The sequence below is a fragment of the Petralouisia sp. genome, assembly GCF_056822245.1.
This window is the reverse complement of record NZ_JBQIOP010000037.1, coordinates 12,840-28,822: the sequence shown is the minus strand read 5'-3', so window position 1 is coordinate 28,822 and position 15,983 is coordinate 12,840. Positions and strand designations below refer to the sequence as shown.

The window sequence follows — 15,983 nt, the reverse complement described above, 5'->3', positions numbered from 1 at the left end:
TTATTACAAAATTTTATTTTTTTCTACCCGAAGTCTGGTATAATCTACCATAAGGAGGAACAGGAAAAACTATGACGAACGAGGAATATTATGCGTTCATCCAGCCTTATGCAGATGCCAGTGAGGTATTGCTTGCCCGGCTGAACGTATTGAAACATAACCTGTACAGTGAGTCTTTCGGCCAGCCTGTCCATAATATTCAGCACAGAATTAAGGAAAAGGAAAGCATGGAAGAAAAACTGGCAGGGAAAGGGAAAGAACCTACTGTGATGAATGCAAAGGATTATTTGCAGGATATTGCCGGAGTGAGGGTCATCTGTTATTTTGTGGGGGATATTTATAACCTGGCAGATGCGCTGAAACGGCAGGCAGATTTAATTGTAATCCGGGAATGCGATTATATTACCAGGCCCAAGGCCAACGGCTACCGAAGTTACCATATTATTGTGGGAATTCCTGTGTACTGTCTGGACGGAATGGAATATTTTCCGGTGGAGGTTCAGTTCCGCACCATGTCTATGGACTTCTGGGCCAGTATGGAGCACCGCATTCTCTACAAAATGGAACGGGATGACAGAGAGAAACTGGCAGCGGAATTAAAAGAATATGCGGAAAATCTGGTGCAGATTGAAAGCAGATTCGAACAGTACAGCGACGGGCACAATGTTTGGAAGGAGACTGCTGCTAATGATGGAACATAGGATATTTTACTCTGGAATTGCGCTGATTTTGGGCGTTCTTTGGGATTTTGCCGTTGGAGACCCCCAAAGATGGTATCATCCGGTGATAGCAATCGGCCGTTTGATTTCCAGAATGGAGAAGGTTCTTCGGAGGCTTTTTCCAGAGACTAAGACCGGAGAGAGGGTGGCGGGAACGCTTTTGGCGGTTTCGGTGGCAGGATGCTCTGCGGTGGTTCCGGCGGCAGTTTTGTTTGTGTGTTACCGTATCCATCCCCTGCTCGGAATTTTACTGGAAAGCTTAATGTGCGGAATGCTTCTGGCGGCAAAATCTTTGAAAAAAGAGAGCATGAAAGTGGCAGAAGCCCTGGAAACGGAAGGGCTGGAGGCCGGAAGGAAAGCAGTTTCCATGATTGTGGGAAGGGATACCGCGCAGCTTGACGAGACAGGAGTTGTAAAGGCGGCAGTGGAAACGGTGGCGGAGAATACTTCAGACGGAATTGTTGCGCCTATGTGCTTTATGGCGCTGTTGGGCGGGGCAGGAGGCTTTTTTTACAAAGCCATTAATACCATGGATTCCATGGTAGGATACAAAAATGAAACCTACCGGTATTTCGGAACGGCGGCGGCCCGCCTGGATGATATTGTGAATTTTATTCCGGCCAGGCTCAGCGCATGTTTGATGATATGCGGCAGCCTGCTCTGCGGCCTGGATGCCAGAGGAGCATGGAGAATTTTTAAGAGGGATCGTTACTGTCATGCAAGTCCCAATTCCGCCCAGACGGAAGCGGTAATGGCCGGAGCTTTGCAGATACAGCTTGCAGGGGACGCCTGGTATTTCGGAGTGAAGCATGAAAAGCCTTTTATCGGAGACCCGATCCGTCCGGCAGAACTCAAAGATATCGAAAGAAGCGGACAGCTGATGTATGCCACCGCCGTTTTGTCCGCCGTTTTGCTGACAGGGATAAAAATTCTTCTGTGTATTTAGAAATCAAGTTGATTTCAGCAGGACGATATAGTATAATATGCCCTGAGACACTGTACAAAAAGTACAGATTTATAACTTTTTAAAGAAATTCTGCAAAGGAGAAGTCATGGAAAGGAATACTTTATTAATCGTTGACGACGTTGACATAAATCGCGAGATGCTGAAGTTTATCTTTGAAGAGCAGTTCGAGATTTTGGAAGCCGAAGATGGTGATATGGCCATTCAGATCATCGAGGAAAAGAATGAGCAGCTTGCGTTGATGTTTCTGGATGTTATCATGCCCGGCAAATCCGGACTGGATGTGCTGGAATATATGGTTGAGAAGGAATATATGGAATACATACCGGTAATTATTATTACCGGAGACGCTTCTGTGGACACAGAGCTGAAAGCATATGAATACGGCGCTTCCGATATTGTATATAAGCCTTTTACTCCCAAGGTGGTAATGCGGCGCGCAATGAATATTATTGAATTGTTCTCCCACAGAATAGATATTGAAAAGAAATTAGAGAAACGGACCAGACAGCTGAGGGAGAGCAGGGAGAAGCTTAAGAGAAACAATGAGTTTCTGATTAATGCTTTAAGCTCCGTGGTGGAATTCAGAAGCCTGGAGTCCGGAGAGCATATCCAGCGTGTGAAATACTATACCGGCGTACTTTTGAAGTATCTGGTGCAGCATTATCCGGAATATGGCCTGACAGATGAAGATGTGGAATTGATCGTCAATGCTTCCGCCCTGCATGATCTGGGCAAGATTGCCATTCCTGACAGCATTTTGTTAAAGCCCGGCAGGCTGACCAATGATGAATTCGAGGAAATCAAAAAGCACACGATTTACGGATGTGAGCTGCTGGAGAATTTTAAGCAGGAGGAAAATGATTTCTACCGCTATTGCTATGAGATTTGCCGTTATCACCATGAACGGTACGACGGAAAGGGATATCCTGACAAGCTTTTGGGAGATGAGATTCCCATCTGGGCCCAGGTGGTGTCTGTTGCGGATGTCTACGACGCTTTGGTCAGCAAGCGTGTCTATAAGGCGCCTTATGCAGTGACAGAAGCGGCGCGGATGATTGCTGACGGCGAGTGCGGGACTTTTTCCCCGCAGATTCTGGACTGCTTCGGACTGGCCAAGGAAGAATTTTTCCATGCAACAGAGACGAAGCTGTCTTTTGCAGATGTAGAAAGTGTGAATTAGTAATCAGAACGTGTCCGGAGCCTGCCTGGGGTATGCTTCGGAATAAGAACCTTCGGGAATAGAGCTGTTTCCGGGGGTTTTTGCGTATATATTACTCCGGCGGTTAAATATTACAGTATCTTACTTGCCCAAACCTCCATTTACTGCGATATTTAACCGTCTGAGTAATAGTTTGCGGCGCACAACTTGCCAAATACCTGAATATATCATATAATAAAGCGAGTATGCTTTTAGAGCGTGTTTGGGAATTGCGCCGTATTTTTGGCAGAAAGCATGTTTCAACACACTCTGGAAAAGAGGTTTTATATGGAAAAATTAGATAGATTACTGGAACGTCTGGAATATACCCTGGTGCAGGGAACGTCTGATCTGGAAATCACAGAGGTGGTATACGATTCCCGAAAGGTGACAAAAGGCTGCCTGTTTGTATGCATCAAAGGTGCGGTAAGCGACGGCCATGTTTATGCAAAGGAAGCGGCAGAGAAAGGGGCGGCGGCCCTTCTGGTACAGGAAGCGGTGGAAGCGGCGGAATCTGCTGCGGTGATAAAAGTGGAGGATACCAGATACGGGCTTGCGCTGGTGTCAGCGGCCTGGTTTCATTATCCGGCAGAGAAACTGAAAGTCATCGGCATTACCGGAACCAAAGGGAAAACCACCACTACTTATATGGTAAAATCCATTCTGGAGCAGGCAGGCTACCGGGTGGGATTAATCGGCACCATTGAAGCGGTGATTGGGGAGCAGGCAATTCCGGCAAAGAATACCACGCCGGAGTCTTATATCGTGCAGGAGTATTTTCATCAGATGGTGGAACAGGGCTGCCAGTGTGTGGTGATGGAGGTGTCCTCCCAGGGACTGATGATGCACCGGACAGCAGGAATTCTGTTTGACATGGGAATTTTTACCAACATTGAGCCGGATCACATCGGCCCCAATGAACATGCCTCCTTTGAAGAATACCTGGCATGTAAGGGAATGCTGTTTCGCCAGTGCAGAACAGGAATTGTCAATCGGGACGATGCCCACTGGAAGCAGGTGACAGAGGGCCATACCTGTGAGCTGGAAACTTTTGGATTTTCGCCGGAGGCGGATCTCAGGGCAGAGGATGTACGCCTGGTGAAGCGGCCAGGGTATCTGGGCGTGGCTTATCAGGCAAAGGGCCTTGTGGATATGGAAGTGGAAATTGATGTGCCGGGGCGGTTCAGTGTTTATAATTCCCTGACGGCCATTGCCATCTGCCGCCATTTTAAGGTGACAGAGGAGAATATGAAGCATGCCCTGCAGGCAGCCCGGGTGAAAGGAAGAATTGAGATGATCCCGGTATCCGATGAATTTACGCTGATGATTGATTATGCCCACAATGCCATGAGTCTGGAGAGTCTGCTTGGAACCTTAAGAGAATATCAGCCGAAACGTCTGGTGTGTCTGTTCGGCTGCGGCGGAAACCGCTCCAGGCTGCGCCGCTATGAGATGGGAGAAGTATCGGGCAGATTGGCGGATTTGACAATTATAACTTCCGACAACCCCAGATTTGAGGAACCGCAGGATATTATAGATGATATTAAAACAGGAATTAATAAAACTAATGGAACATATGTGGAAATTTGCGACCGCAGGGAGGCCATTCGGTATGCCATAGCAAAGGGCGAGCCGGGAGACGTTATTGTACTTGCGGGAAAAGGCCATGAGGATTATCAGGAAATCAAAGGCCAAAAGTACCCGATGGATGAACGTGTGCTGATTCAGGAAGTGTTAGAGGAACTGGCGCAGGAAAAAGAAAACAGGTGATGCAGCGATGGCGGAATATGCCAATATAATTATTGATATTTCACATGAAAAACTGGATAAGACGTTCCAGTACAAGGTGCCGGCGCAGCTTCAGGAAAGCCTTGCGGTGGGAATGCAGGTGGAAATTCCCTTTGGGAACGGACAGCGCAGAACCACGGGATATGTGGTGGAACTGACTGACGCGCCGGAATATGATGTGGACAAATTAAAAGAGATTCAGGCTGTGGTAGAGGACAGCATTCCCATTGAATCCCAGTTGATTGCCCTTGCAGGGTGGATGCGGAAAAATTACGGCGGAACCATGAATCATGCTTTGAAAACCGTGCTTCCCATCAAACAGAAAACAAAAGAGAAGAAACAGCGTTTTGTAAAACTGGAATTAGAGAAGCAAAAGGCAGAAGCTCAGCTTGCCCTTTTTGAAAAGAAGAACCATAAGGCCAGGGCGCGGCTGTTAGAAGCGCTGATGGAGCAAAGCCCGCTGCCCTATGAGATGGTGACAGGCAAACTGAACATCACCGCTTCTGTGGTGAAAGCCATGAAAGAGATGGAGATTCTGAGCGTAGAAGAACGGCGCCTGTACCGGAGTCCCTTTGGCGAAGAGTTCCCAAAGGAAAAAAAGCGGATTGCGCTGAATGCAAGACAGCAGGAAATTGTGGAAGAGATCTGGCAGGAATTTGCCGGGGAAAACCACCATACCTGGCTGCTTCACGGAGTGACGGGAAGCGGTAAGACAGCCGTTTACATAGAACTGATTGAACGGGTGGTGAAAGCAGGCAGACAGGCCATTGTGCTGATTCCTGAGATTGCCCTGACTTATCAGACCGTGGTGCGTTTTTACCAGCGTTTTGGCGAGCGGGTATCTGTTTTGAATTCCAAAATGTCGGCAGGCGAGCGGTATGATCAGTTTGAGCGGGCGAAAAACAAAGAACTGGATGTAATGATCGGCCCCCGTTCCGCATTGTTCACACCATTTTCAAATCTTGGAATTATAATTATCGACGAGGAGCATGAGGGCAGCTATAAAAGTGAAACCCTTCCCAGGTATCATGCCAGGGAAACTGCCATTCAGCGGGCAAAAATGGCAGGCGCAAGCGTGGTGCTGGGTTCAGCCACGCCCTCTTTAGACAGCTATTACCAGGCCGGAAAGGGAGAGTACCGCCTTCTGGAAATGACGGAAAGAGTTGAGGAAAAACCTCTTCCTGCGTGTGAGATTGTGGATTTGCGGGAAGAATTAAAACAGGGGAACCGTTCTATTTTAAGCAGCCGTCTCCAGGAGCTGATGGCGGAGAGGTTAAAGAACCATCAGCAGATTATGCTGTTTATCAACCGCCGGGGCATGGCCGGGTTCGTTTCCTGCCGCGCCTGCGGGCATGTGCTGAAATGTCCCCACTGTGATGTTTCCCTAAGTCAGCATAACAACGGCAGAATGGTGTGCCATTACTGCGGTTATGAAGAACCGGTTCCTCAGGTCTGTCCGGAATGCGGTTCCAGATATATCAGCGGATTTAAGGCCGGCACTCAGAAAATAGAAGAGATCGTAAAGAAAAAATTTCCCGAAGCCAGGGTGCTTCGGATGGACTTTGACACTACAAGAAATAAATCAGGATATGAGAAAATTCTTTCATCCTTTGCCAATCAGGAGGCGGACATATTGATCGGCACCCAGATGATTGTCAAGGGACATGATTTTCCAAATGTTACGCTGGTGGGGGTGCTGGCGGCGGATTTGTCACTGTTTGTCAGTGATTTTCATGGAGCGGAACGGACGTTCCAGCTTTTGACCCAGGCGGCCGGCCGGGCCGGTCGGGGACGGCTGCCCGGAGAAGTGGTGATACAGACGTATCATCCGGACCATTACTGTATCGAACTGGCCGGAAAGCAGGATTATACCAGTTTTTATGAGACGGAGATTGCCTGCCGGAGGCTGATGGATTATCCGCCCTGCGGCCATATGATGGCAATGCTTGTGGCGTCGAAAGACGAGATGACGGCCATGCTGAGCGCAGAGCTTCTGGCAAAAAAGGTGCGTCAGGCCAAAGAGAAGGGAAAACTGGAGGGGCTGACTGTGGTTGGGCCGGCAAATGCCGCTGTGGCCAGGGTAAAAGACATTTATAAAAAGGTGATTTATTTTAAGCATGAAGATTACGGGGAATTGGTAAACATAAAGGATGTACTGGAAGAGTTTATAAACAGCCATCGGGAATTTGCCAGTGTGATCATACAGTTTGATTTTAATCCCATGAATGGTTTTTAAAATAAATTTTTATTGGTTTGACTGAAGGAGGAAGAAAATTATGGCGCTGCGGAATATTCGCCAGTTGGGTGATGACATTTTAAAGAAAAAGTGCAGGGAGGTAAAAGAGGTAACTCCCAAAATTAAAGAATTGATTGAAGATATGCTGGATACTATGTACGATGGGAACGGCGTGGGCCTTGCTGCGCCCCAGGTGGGAATCTTAAAGCGTGTGACAGTCATTGACGTGGGGGACGGCCCCATTGTCCTGATCAATCCCCGGGTGATTGAAAGCCGGGGCCAGCAGACGGGAGACGAAGGGTGTTTAAGCCTGCCGGGAAAGGCAGGCGTGGTCACCAGACCCTACTATGTAAAAATCGAAGCCTGGGATGAAAATATGGAACGGTTTGAGATGGAAGGGGAAGAGCTTTTAGCCCGGGCTTTCTGCCATGAAATCGATCATTTGGACGGCCATATGTATGTGGAGAAAATCGAAGGCCCGCTGCATGACGCCGTATACGAGGATGAGGAGGAAGAATAAGGGAATGAAAATTATTTTTATGGGAACGCCGGATTTTTCCGTGGGAACCTTAGAGGCGCTGATTCAGGCAGGACATGAGATTGTCCTGGTGGTGACCCAGCCGGATAAACCCAAAGGCCGGGGGAAAAATCTGCAGTTTTCACCGGTAAAAGAGGCGGCTCTGGCCCATGGGCTGGAGGTTTATCAGCCCAGGCGGGTGCGGGAACCGGAATGTGTGGAATATTTAAGGAAGCAGGAAGCAGATATCATGGTGGTGGTGGCTTTCGGCCAGATTCTGTCAAAAGAAATTCTGGATATGCCCCGGTTTGGATGCGTGAACGTCCATGCCTCTCTGCTGCCCAAATACCGGGGCGCTGCGCCTATCCAGTGGGCAGTCATCCAGGGAGAAAAGGTAACGGGCGTAACTACGATGCGGATGGATGAAGGCATAGATACCGGAGATATGATTCTGAAAGAGGAAGTAAAGCTTCGGGAGGATGAGACAGGAGGAAGCCTCTTTGACCGGCTGGCTCAAAAAGGGGCTGAGCTTTGTGTCAGAACCCTACAGGAAATTGAAAAAGGAACTGCAGAGTATATCCCCCAGAACCATGAGGAGGCAACCCATACTTCCATGATAAAGAAGCAGTTGGGGGAAATTGACTGGAAGAAGCCTGCCCGGGAACTGGAATGTTTGATCCGCGGGCTGAATCCCTGGCCCAGCGCCTATACGTATCTGGATGGGAAAACCCTGAAAATCTGGAAGGCAGAGGTGAAAGACGGCGATCTGGAGGGGCTTCAAAAGCCTGGAACCGTTGTCAGGGTTACCAGAGACGCCATTGAGGTGCAGACCGGCCGGGGGCTTCTGATTCTGAGAGAGCTGCAGTTAGAAGGCAAGAAGCGGCTTGGCGCCAACGCATTTTTGCGGGGATTTTCTGTGGAGGCAGGAAAGCATCTGGGGAAAAGCCCTGAATGAAACCTTTAGGAAACAGTAATTGTGCAGAGAGAAGAAAAGGAGTGTTTGTATGCCGTTTTATTATTTTGATCCAACGTATATTCTGGTGATTATCGGGGCAGTGATCTGCCTGATTGCATCAGCAAGAGTTAAACTTACATTTAATAAATTCAACAAAGTCCGCAGTATGTCGGGAATGACAGGCGCCCAGGCTGCAGAACGTATTTTGCATGCAGCGGGAATCTACGATGTGACGGTTCAGCATGTTTCCGGGGAACTGACGGATCATTACGATCCGAGGAATAAAACCCTGAGGCTTTCAGACAGCGTATACGGCTCCCCTTCTGTGGCGGCAGTGGGCGTGGCGGCTCATGAGTGCGGCCATGCCATTCAGCATCAGCAGTCCTATGCGCCTTTAAGCATCCGGGCTGCCATTGTACCAGTGGCAAATTTCGGCTCTTTTATTGCATGGCCGCTGATTGTCATTGGATTTTTCATTACAAGCAGCACTGGAAGCCTGTTGATCAATCTTGGAATTCTGTGTTTTTCCCTGACGGTATTGTTTCAGCTTGTTACCCTTCCGGTGGAATTTAACGCTTCCAGCCGGGCAGTGCGGATTCTGGGAGAAACCGGAATTTTAGGTGAAGAAGAACTCCGGGGAACCAGGAAAGTACTGGGCGCGGCAGCTTTAACTTATGTGGCAGGCGCTGCCTCAGCCATTCTGCAGCTGGTAAGACTTCTGATTCTCTCCGGCGGAAGAGACGACTGACAGGCTGCGGGTTCTGCCTGGTGTTTTGCCGGGCAGCAGAAGCAGAAACTTTTAGTAAAAGATGATAATGAGCAGAATTCAGGAGAAACTATGGGCAGCAATACCATAAACAGCAGGGAGCTGATACTGGATGTGTTACTGGCGGTAACCCGCGACGGCATGTACAGCCACATTGCAATCAGGAACACGCTGGATAAATACCGGTATCTCTCCAGGCAGGAGAGAAGCTTTATCAAGCGGGTCTGCGAAGGCACGCTGGAGCATATGATATGGATTGATTATGCGCTGAATCAGTGCTCCAGTGTAAAAGTAAATAAAATGAAGCCGGTGATCCGCTGTATTTTAAGAAGCGGCGTTTATGAGCTGAAATATATGGACGCCGTTCCGGCTTCCGCCGCCTGCAACGAGGCGGTGAAGCTGGCGCAGAAACGGGGATTTAAGAACCTGAAGGGCTTTGTCAACGGCGTATTGCGAAATGTCAGCCGGAACCTGTCCGAGCTTGCCATGCCGGATCGGGAGAAAGAGCCGCTTCAATATCTTTCCATTGCCGGTTCCATGCCGGTGTGGATTCTGGAATTATGGCAGCAATCCTATTCACTGGAACAAATCGAAGGATTTCTGGAAGCGTTTCTGACAGAGATGCCCGCTGCCATCCGGGTGAATCCCTTAAAGACAACCAAAGAAGAATTGAAAAAAGAACTGGAAGAAGCTCAGATTCAGGTGGAAGAGTCTGAGCTGGAAAACGTTTTAATGATGAAACATTATGATTTTCTGGAGAAAATTCCGGCTTTTCGGGAGGGGAAATTCCATGTGCAGGATATCAGCTCCATGCAGGTGGGCCTGTGGGCTGCGCCAAAAGAACACAGCTTTGTGGTGGATGTCTGTGCAGCTCCCGGAGGAAAGAGCATGCATGCGGCGGAGCTGATGCACGGAACCGGAATGGTGGAGGCAAGGGACTTAAGCGTCCGCAAAGTTTCTCTGATACAGGAGAATATTGATCGGTGTCAGCTTCCCAACATCCGCGCTGTGCAGGCGGACGCCCGGATTCTGGATCAGAAATTGGTGGGACAGGCCGATCTTGTCATTGCCGATCTGCCCTGTTCCGGACTGGGGGTTCTCGGGAAAAAAGCCGACATTAAATACAAGGTCACCAGAGAAGCCTGCCGGACTCTGGCAGCCCTTCAGCGGGAAATTCTGGATACGGTATGTCAGTATGTGAAGCAGGATGGGATTCTGATTTACAGTACATGCACCATTAATCCCGGTGAAAATCAGGAAAATACCGCCTGGTTCCTGCAGGAGCATCCGGAATTTTCTCTGGAAAAGCAGCAGCAAATCTTACCACGGAAGGGAATCTGCGATGGATTCTTCCTGGCAAAATTTGTGAGAAATTGATAGAGGAAGATATGGAAAAAGCAGATATAAAGTCATGGAATCAGAAAGAACTGGAGGATTTTCTGGTGTCCCTGGGAGAAAAACCTTTTCGGGCGAAGCAGATCTATCCCTGGCTGCATGTGAAGCATGCAGAAACATTTGAGGAAATGACGGATATTTCTAAGAAATTAAAGGAAAAATTAATAAATACTTGTAAACTGACCGTGCTGCGGCAGGAGGAAGTGCAGTGTTCGAACGCAGACGGAACCAGAAAATATCTCTTTGCCCTGCCGGACGGCAACATGGTGGAAAGTGTCTGGATGCATTACCGGCATGGAAACAGCGTGTGCATTTCTTCCCAGGCCGGGTGCCGGATGGGCTGTAAGTTTTGCGCTTCGACTTTAGACGGACTGGTGAGGAATCTGACGCCGGCGGAGATGCTGGAGCAGGTATACCGGATTCAGAAGGATACCGGAGAGCGGGTATCCCATGTGGTGGTCATGGGAACGGGAGAGCCTCTGGACAATTATGAGAATCTTCTGAAATTTATCCAACTGATATCTGATGAAAACGGAAGCAATATCAGCCAGAGAAACCTTACGGTTTCCACCTGCGGCATTGTGCCGGCCATGTACCGGCTGGCGGAGGAAAAACTGCAGATTACCCTGGCGCTGTCTCTGCATGCCGCTTCCCAAAAAAAGCGTATGGAACTGATGCCGGTGGCAAAGAAATACGAGATTCATCAGGTGGTGGAGGCCTGCAGGGATTATTTTGCTAAGACAGGGCGGCGGATTACCTTTGAATATAGTCTGGTACGGGGCGTTAACGACCGGGACGGGGACGCAGCGCAGCTTGGGGAGCTGCTTCAGGGGATGAACTGCCATGTAAATCTGATTCCGGTGAACCCTATCAAAGAGCGGGATTATCTGCAGCCGGACCCAAAAGCAATTTTGAATTTCAAAAATAAACTTGAAAAATATGGAATAAATGTTACTATAAGAAGGGAAATGGGCAGAGATATTGACGGAGCCTGTGGACAATTAAGAAAGAAATTTTCAGAAAGGCAGGATAAGGCATGAAGACTTTTTCCAAAACGGATACAGGGAGAAGACGGGATATGAATCAGGACTATAAGTATACCTCAGAGACTCCGGTTGGAAATCTGCCGAATCTGTTTATTTTAGCAGACGGGATGGGGGGCCACAACGCCGGAGACTATGCCTCCAGGTATACGGTGGAGATGATTGTGGATTCTGTGAGAAACAGCAGTGACACATCGCCTGCTGCCATCATCCGTCAGGCGATCGGCCGGGCAAATCAGGCAGTGATGGAAAAGGCCCGGACGGATATTGATTTAGAAGGGATGGGAACCACCGTGGTGGTGGCCACCGTACAGGATCGGGAATTGTGCGTGGCCAATGTGGGCGACAGCCGGCTGTATCTGGTCTGCAGGGAAGCATTGACCCAGATTACCAAAGATCATTCCTACGTGCAGGAGATGGTGCGCCGGGGGGAGATTTCCCCGGAAGCGGCAAGGCTGCACCCGGATCGGAATATTATAACCAGAGCCGTAGGCGGCGGATACGGAATAGAGGTGGACTTTTTTGAAGTGGAATTGAACGAAGGCGACCGGATTCTGATGTGCTCCGACGGCTTGACAGATATGCTGGAAGATGAGGAAATTTTTGAGATTATAAATGAAAAACAGAATACAGAGGATGCCGTCCGGGAGCTGATAGAGGCAGCGAACGACTATGGCGGAAATGATAATATTACAGTGATTTTGACAGAACCATTTTCAGGTGAGGTGAAAATATGTTAAAAGAAGGAGTCTATCTTGCAGACAGATATGAAATAGTAGGAAAAGCAGGAAGCGGCGGAATGTCCGATGTGTATAAGGCCAAAGATCATACCCTGGGACGTTTTGTGGGAATTAAGGTTCTGAAGCAGGAATTTTCGGATGATGTGAACTTTGTGACGAAATTCCGTACGGAGGCCCAGTCTGCGGCAGGTCTGGAGCATCCGAATATTGTAAATATTTATGATGTGGGAAGCGAGAATTCCGTTCATTATATTGTGATGGAGTATGTAGAGGGGATTACCCTGAAAACTTATATCGAGAAGAAAGGGCAGCTTTCTTTTAAGGAGGCAGTCAGCATTGCCATTCAGGTAGGCAGGGGAATTGAGGCGGCGCATAACAAGCATATTATTCACCGTGACATCAAGCCTCAGAATATTATTATTTCTACGGAAGGAAAGGTGAAGGTGACGGATTTTGGAATTGCCAAGGCGGCCACCAACAATACCATCAGTTCTGATGTGATGGGTTCCGTGCATTACGCTTCTCCGGAGCAGGCCAGAAATGGATTTGTGGACGGCAAAAGCGACATTTACTCTCTCGGAATTGTAATGTATGAAATGGTCACAGGCCGGGTGCCCTTTGACGGAGAATCCACAGTGGCAGTGGCGATTCAGCATTTGCAGGAGGAAATGGTGGCGCCAAGCGCTTTTGCCCCGAATCTTCCAGTCAGCATGGAAAAGATTATCTTAAAATGCACCCAGAAAAGCCCGGACAGACGGTACGACAGCATCAGCGATCTGCTGATTGATCTGAAGAAAGCCTTAATCAGCCCGGACGAGGATTTTGTGGTGATGGTTCCCCTCGGACAGCAGGATAAGACCCGGGTTATGAAGTCGGAGGAAGTGGAAAGCATCAAGCAGCAGACCAGAAATATTTATTATCAGGAAGAATTGAATGATGAGGACGAGGATGAGGAGGAGGACGACGAGGACGACGAAGGTTTTCTGAATCCGAAAATGGAAAAAGCCGTTACGATTATGGGAATTGTGGCGGCGGTGGTGATTGTTGCCATTATTATTTACATTGGCGGCAGCTTCCTTGGACTGTTTAAATTCGGAGGGGGAGACAAAGCGGATAAGAAAGAGCCGGACACAAAGACAGAAGCAGAGAAAGAAGATGAAGAGAACAAAGAAGAATCTGAGAAAATAGAAATGATTGACTTAAGAGGCTACACCTTTGACGAGGCAAAAGATGTGCTGAATCAGATGCACCTTGGAATTCAGCCCAATGGGGAAGAGTCCTCTGAGGAATATCCGGAAGGCCAGATTGTGTCCCAGAGTGAGGAAAAAGGAACCATGGTGGAGAAAAACACCACGATTCTGGTTGTCATCAGCAGCGGCCCGGGAGAATTTGATGTGCCGGACGTAAAGGGAAAGGCAAAAGGCGATGCGGAAACTACTTTGCGCAACGCCGGTCTGGTGCCGGTGTTTGATTACGAGTCCAGCGATTCCATCCCCAACGATCAGGTGATTTCCCAGAGCCCGGAGGCAGGAGAGAAGGCGAAAAAGGGAGACACCGTCACAGTGATGCTGAGCAAGGGAAGAGAAACGGTGAGAATGCCGGATGTATGGAATAAGCCAGAGGCCGAGGCCCGGGAGGAAATTAAAAATCTGGGGCTTACGGTGGCAAGTACTTCTTCAGATTATAGCGATGAAATACCGGAAGGGAATGTGATGGGGCAGAGCATTGCCCCGGATAAAATGGTGGAGCAGGGAACCCAGGTGACGCTGACCATCAGCCTGGGCAGAAAGATCACCACCCAGTATTATTCTCTGAATAATTATAACATTGATCTTCCCAGAAGCATTCCGGAGGACGCGATCCGGGTGGAAGCGAAAATCACCCTCTATAAATCAGAAGGAAATGACGCCATCAATTCCTGGACTGCAACCTCCTTCCCCTTTACAGTCAATGCGTCTAATATTGAAAACTGCAGCCAGGGATATTTTGTCATTGACTGGGAATGGACTTATCGGGACGAGGATGACGCAGAGATTACAGAAACCGATCAGACTACCATTGACGGCGTTGGATTTACGCAGAATTAATACAGGAAATATAAGATGCAGGGAAAGATAGTCAAAGGGATTGCCGGCTTCTACTATGTGTACACAGCAGAAGCCGGAATCTTTGAATGTAAGGCAAAAGGAATTTTCAGAAAAGAGAAAATAAAACCTCTGGTGGGAGACAATGTGGAGATGGAGCCCATCAGCCTGGGGGAAAAAACAGGTAATATTGTCAGAATCCTGAAACGAAGCAATGAGCTGATCCGCCCTGCAGTGGCAAATGTGGATCAGGCTCTTGTGATTTTTGCGGCAGACAGGCCAAAGCCGAATTTCAACCTGTTGGATAGGTTTCTGGTTATGATGGAACAGCAGCAGGTAAAGACCGTGATTTGCTTTAACAAACAGGAGCTTGTAAAAGAAGAAGAGCTTCTGAGACTTGAGAAGCTCTATCAGGGCTGCGGCTATGAGGTTCTCTTTGTCAGCGCCAAAAAAGAACAGGGAATCCAGGAGCTTTTGCAGGTATTGAAGGAAAAAACCACCACGGTGGCAGGTCCTTCCGGCGTGGGAAAGTCCTCGATTATCAATTTGCTGCAGCCTAAAGTGCAGATGGAAACCGGGGATATCAGTGAGAAAATTGAACGGGGAAAGCATACCACCCGCCATTCCCAGTTAATCCGCATTCAGGAGCAGACTTATATTATGGACACGCCCGGATTCAGCTCCATCTATCTCACCGGGATAGAGCAGCAGGCATTGCAGTCGTATTTCCGGGAATTTGGAAAGTATGAGCCTTATTGCCGGTTTCAGGGATGCAGCCATATTCATGAACCGGACTGCAGCGTGAAGCAGGCATTGGAAGAGGGAGCCATCAGCCCTGTCCGGTATGAAAATTATGTAATGTTATATGAAGAATTAAGAAATACCAGGAGGAGAAAGCCATGAATTATTTATCACCGTCCATATTGTCGGCAGATTTTTCAAAGTTAGGAGAACAGGTTCGCGCAATTGATGAAGCAGGAGCAGAATATGTGCATATTGATGTGATGGACGGGGCTTTTGTGCCCAGTATTTCATTCGGCATGCCGCTGATACGGTCCATCCGCCCCTGTACCGAAAAAGTATTTGACGTACATTTAATGGTGGAAGAGCCGGGACGCTATATCCGGGAATTTGCAGACTGCGGGGCAGACATTATTACGGTTCACGCAGAAGCGTGCGCACATCTGGATCGGACCGTGGAATCCATCCGGGAACAGGGAGTCCGCCCGGCGGTGGCTTTAAACCCGGCAACCAGTCTGAATGTACTGGACTATATTCTGCCCAAGCTGGATATGGTGCTGCTTATGTCGGTGAATCCGGGATTCGGCGGCCAGAAATTCATTCCCTATTCTCTTGAGAAAATACGCAGGCTAAAACATATCATAAAAGAAAGCGGGCTGAATACGGACATTGAAGTGGACGGAGGCGTTTCGCTGTCCAATGTGGAAGAGATTGTACAGGCCGGAGCCAATGTGATTGTGTCAGGCAGCGCCGTTTTTCAGGGAGACATTTCTGAAAATGTAAAAAAATTCCGGGAATTGATGAAATAATTTTGGAAAATGAGCATAATTTTTG

At 48.5% G+C, this 15,983-nt stretch carries 14 protein-coding genes; all 14 read left to right on the top strand.

All coding sequences use genetic code 11. The annotated features are described in order from the left end of the window. Positions 1-71: 71 nt before the first annotated feature. Positions 72-701, top strand: a complete 630-nt coding sequence (locus ACTO17_RS14205; protein ID WP_172537065.1) for a GTP pyrophosphokinase — start codon at positions 72-74, stop codon at positions 699-701. After that, the gene (gene cbiB / locus ACTO17_RS14200) at positions 688-1,665 is read left to right on the top strand and encodes an adenosylcobinamide-phosphate synthase CbiB (protein ID WP_482558390.1); all 978 of its coding nucleotides are present in this window, start codon (positions 688-690) and stop codon (positions 1,663-1,665) included. The genes ACTO17_RS14205 and cbiB overlap by 14 nt, the downstream gene beginning before the upstream one ends. Before the next feature lie 106 nt (positions 1,666-1,771). Then, on the top strand, positions 1,772-2,866 hold the full coding sequence (locus ACTO17_RS14195) for an HD domain-containing phosphohydrolase (RefSeq protein ID WP_482558389.1): 1,095 nt from the start codon (positions 1,772-1,774) through the stop codon (positions 2,864-2,866). 306 nt (positions 2,867-3,172) lie between these two features. Then, positions 3,173-4,654, top strand: a complete 1,482-nt coding sequence (locus ACTO17_RS14190) for a UDP-N-acetylmuramoyl-L-alanyl-D-glutamate--2,6-diaminopimelate ligase (protein WP_482558388.1) — start codon at positions 3,173-3,175, stop codon at positions 4,652-4,654. Between the two features lie 7 nt (positions 4,655-4,661). After that, complete coding sequence (priA, locus tag ACTO17_RS14185) at positions 4,662-6,908, top strand: replication restart helicase PriA (protein ID WP_482558387.1); 2,247 nt, start codon at positions 4,662-4,664, stop codon at positions 6,906-6,908. A gap of 40 nt (positions 6,909-6,948) precedes the next feature. Further along, entirely contained in the window at positions 6,949-7,428 is a 480-nt protein-coding gene (gene def, locus ACTO17_RS14180; protein WP_482558386.1) for a peptide deformylase, read from the top strand. A 4-nt stretch (positions 7,429-7,432) separates the two neighbouring features. Continuing rightward, positions 7,433-8,380 carry a methionyl-tRNA formyltransferase gene (gene fmt / locus ACTO17_RS14175; protein ID WP_482558385.1) on the top strand — a complete coding sequence of 316 codons (948 nt, stop codon included), beginning with the start codon at positions 7,433-7,435 and terminating at the stop codon, positions 8,378-8,380. A gap of 49 nt (positions 8,381-8,429) precedes the next feature. Beyond that, positions 8,430-9,128 (top strand): zinc metallopeptidase, encoded by a 699-nt coding sequence (locus tag ACTO17_RS14170; protein ID WP_172536216.1) that lies wholly within the window; start codon positions 8,430-8,432, stop codon positions 9,126-9,128. 90 nt (positions 9,129-9,218) lie between these two features. Continuing rightward, complete coding sequence (gene rsmB, locus ACTO17_RS14165; protein WP_482558384.1) at positions 9,219-10,523, top strand: 16S rRNA (cytosine(967)-C(5))-methyltransferase RsmB; 1,305 nt, start codon at positions 9,219-9,221, stop codon at positions 10,521-10,523. 11 nt (positions 10,524-10,534) lie between these two features. Continuing rightward, positions 10,535-11,581, top strand: coding sequence for a dual-specificity RNA methyltransferase RlmN (gene rlmN, locus ACTO17_RS14160; RefSeq protein WP_482558383.1), 1,047 nt, complete (start codon positions 10,535-10,537; stop codon positions 11,579-11,581). Then, complete coding sequence (locus ACTO17_RS14155) at positions 11,578-12,324, top strand: Stp1/IreP family PP2C-type Ser/Thr phosphatase (protein WP_482558382.1); 747 nt, start codon at positions 11,578-11,580, stop codon at positions 12,322-12,324. Before rlmN ends, ACTO17_RS14155 begins: the two co-directional genes overlap by 4 nt. Continuing rightward, positions 12,318-14,411 carry a Stk1 family PASTA domain-containing Ser/Thr kinase gene (gene pknB / locus ACTO17_RS14150; RefSeq protein WP_482558381.1) on the top strand — a complete coding sequence of 698 codons (2,094 nt, stop codon included), beginning with the start codon at positions 12,318-12,320 and terminating at the stop codon, positions 14,409-14,411. The genes ACTO17_RS14155 and pknB overlap by 7 nt, the downstream gene beginning before the upstream one ends. Positions 14,412-14,426: 15 nt before the next feature. Continuing rightward, the gene (gene rsgA / locus ACTO17_RS14145) at positions 14,427-15,311 is read left to right on the top strand and encodes a ribosome small subunit-dependent GTPase A (RefSeq protein ID WP_482558380.1); all 885 of its coding nucleotides are present in this window, start codon (positions 14,427-14,429) and stop codon (positions 15,309-15,311) included. After that, positions 15,308-15,958, top strand: coding sequence for a ribulose-phosphate 3-epimerase (gene rpe, locus ACTO17_RS14140; RefSeq protein WP_172536210.1), 651 nt, complete (start codon positions 15,308-15,310; stop codon positions 15,956-15,958). The genes rsgA and rpe overlap by 4 nt, the downstream gene beginning before the upstream one ends. Positions 15,959-15,983: the final 25 nt, after the last annotated feature.

Coding starts and splice junctions, on each gene's coding strand:
- rsmB (WP_482558384.1), top strand. CDS start 9,219: ATGGGCAGCAATACCATAAACAGCAGGGAGCTGATACTGGATGTGTTA.
- priA (WP_482558387.1), top strand. CDS start 4,662: ATGGCGGAATATGCCAATATAATTATTGATATTTCACATGAAAAACTG.
- cbiB (WP_482558390.1), top strand. CDS start 688: ATGATGGAACATAGGATATTTTACTCTGGAATTGCGCTGATTTTGGGC.
- rlmN (WP_482558383.1), top strand. CDS start 10,535: ATGGAAAAAGCAGATATAAAGTCATGGAATCAGAAAGAACTGGAGGAT.
- ACTO17_RS14205 (WP_172537065.1), top strand. CDS start 72: ATGACGAACGAGGAATATTATGCGTTCATCCAGCCTTATGCAGATGCC.
- pknB (WP_482558381.1), top strand. CDS start 12,318: ATGTTAAAAGAAGGAGTCTATCTTGCAGACAGATATGAAATAGTAGGA.
- ACTO17_RS14155 (WP_482558382.1), top strand. CDS start 11,578: ATGAAGACTTTTTCCAAAACGGATACAGGGAGAAGACGGGATATGAAT.
- rpe (WP_172536210.1), top strand. CDS start 15,308: ATGAATTATTTATCACCGTCCATATTGTCGGCAGATTTTTCAAAGTTA.
- ACTO17_RS14170 (WP_172536216.1), top strand. CDS start 8,430: ATGCCGTTTTATTATTTTGATCCAACGTATATTCTGGTGATTATCGGG.
- ACTO17_RS14195 (WP_482558389.1), top strand. CDS start 1,772: ATGGAAAGGAATACTTTATTAATCGTTGACGACGTTGACATAAATCGC.
- ACTO17_RS14190 (WP_482558388.1), top strand. CDS start 3,173: ATGGAAAAATTAGATAGATTACTGGAACGTCTGGAATATACCCTGGTG.
- def (WP_482558386.1), top strand. CDS start 6,949: ATGGCGCTGCGGAATATTCGCCAGTTGGGTGATGACATTTTAAAGAAA.
- rsgA (WP_482558380.1), top strand. CDS start 14,427: ATGCAGGGAAAGATAGTCAAAGGGATTGCCGGCTTCTACTATGTGTAC.
- fmt (WP_482558385.1), top strand. CDS start 7,433: ATGAAAATTATTTTTATGGGAACGCCGGATTTTTCCGTGGGAACCTTA.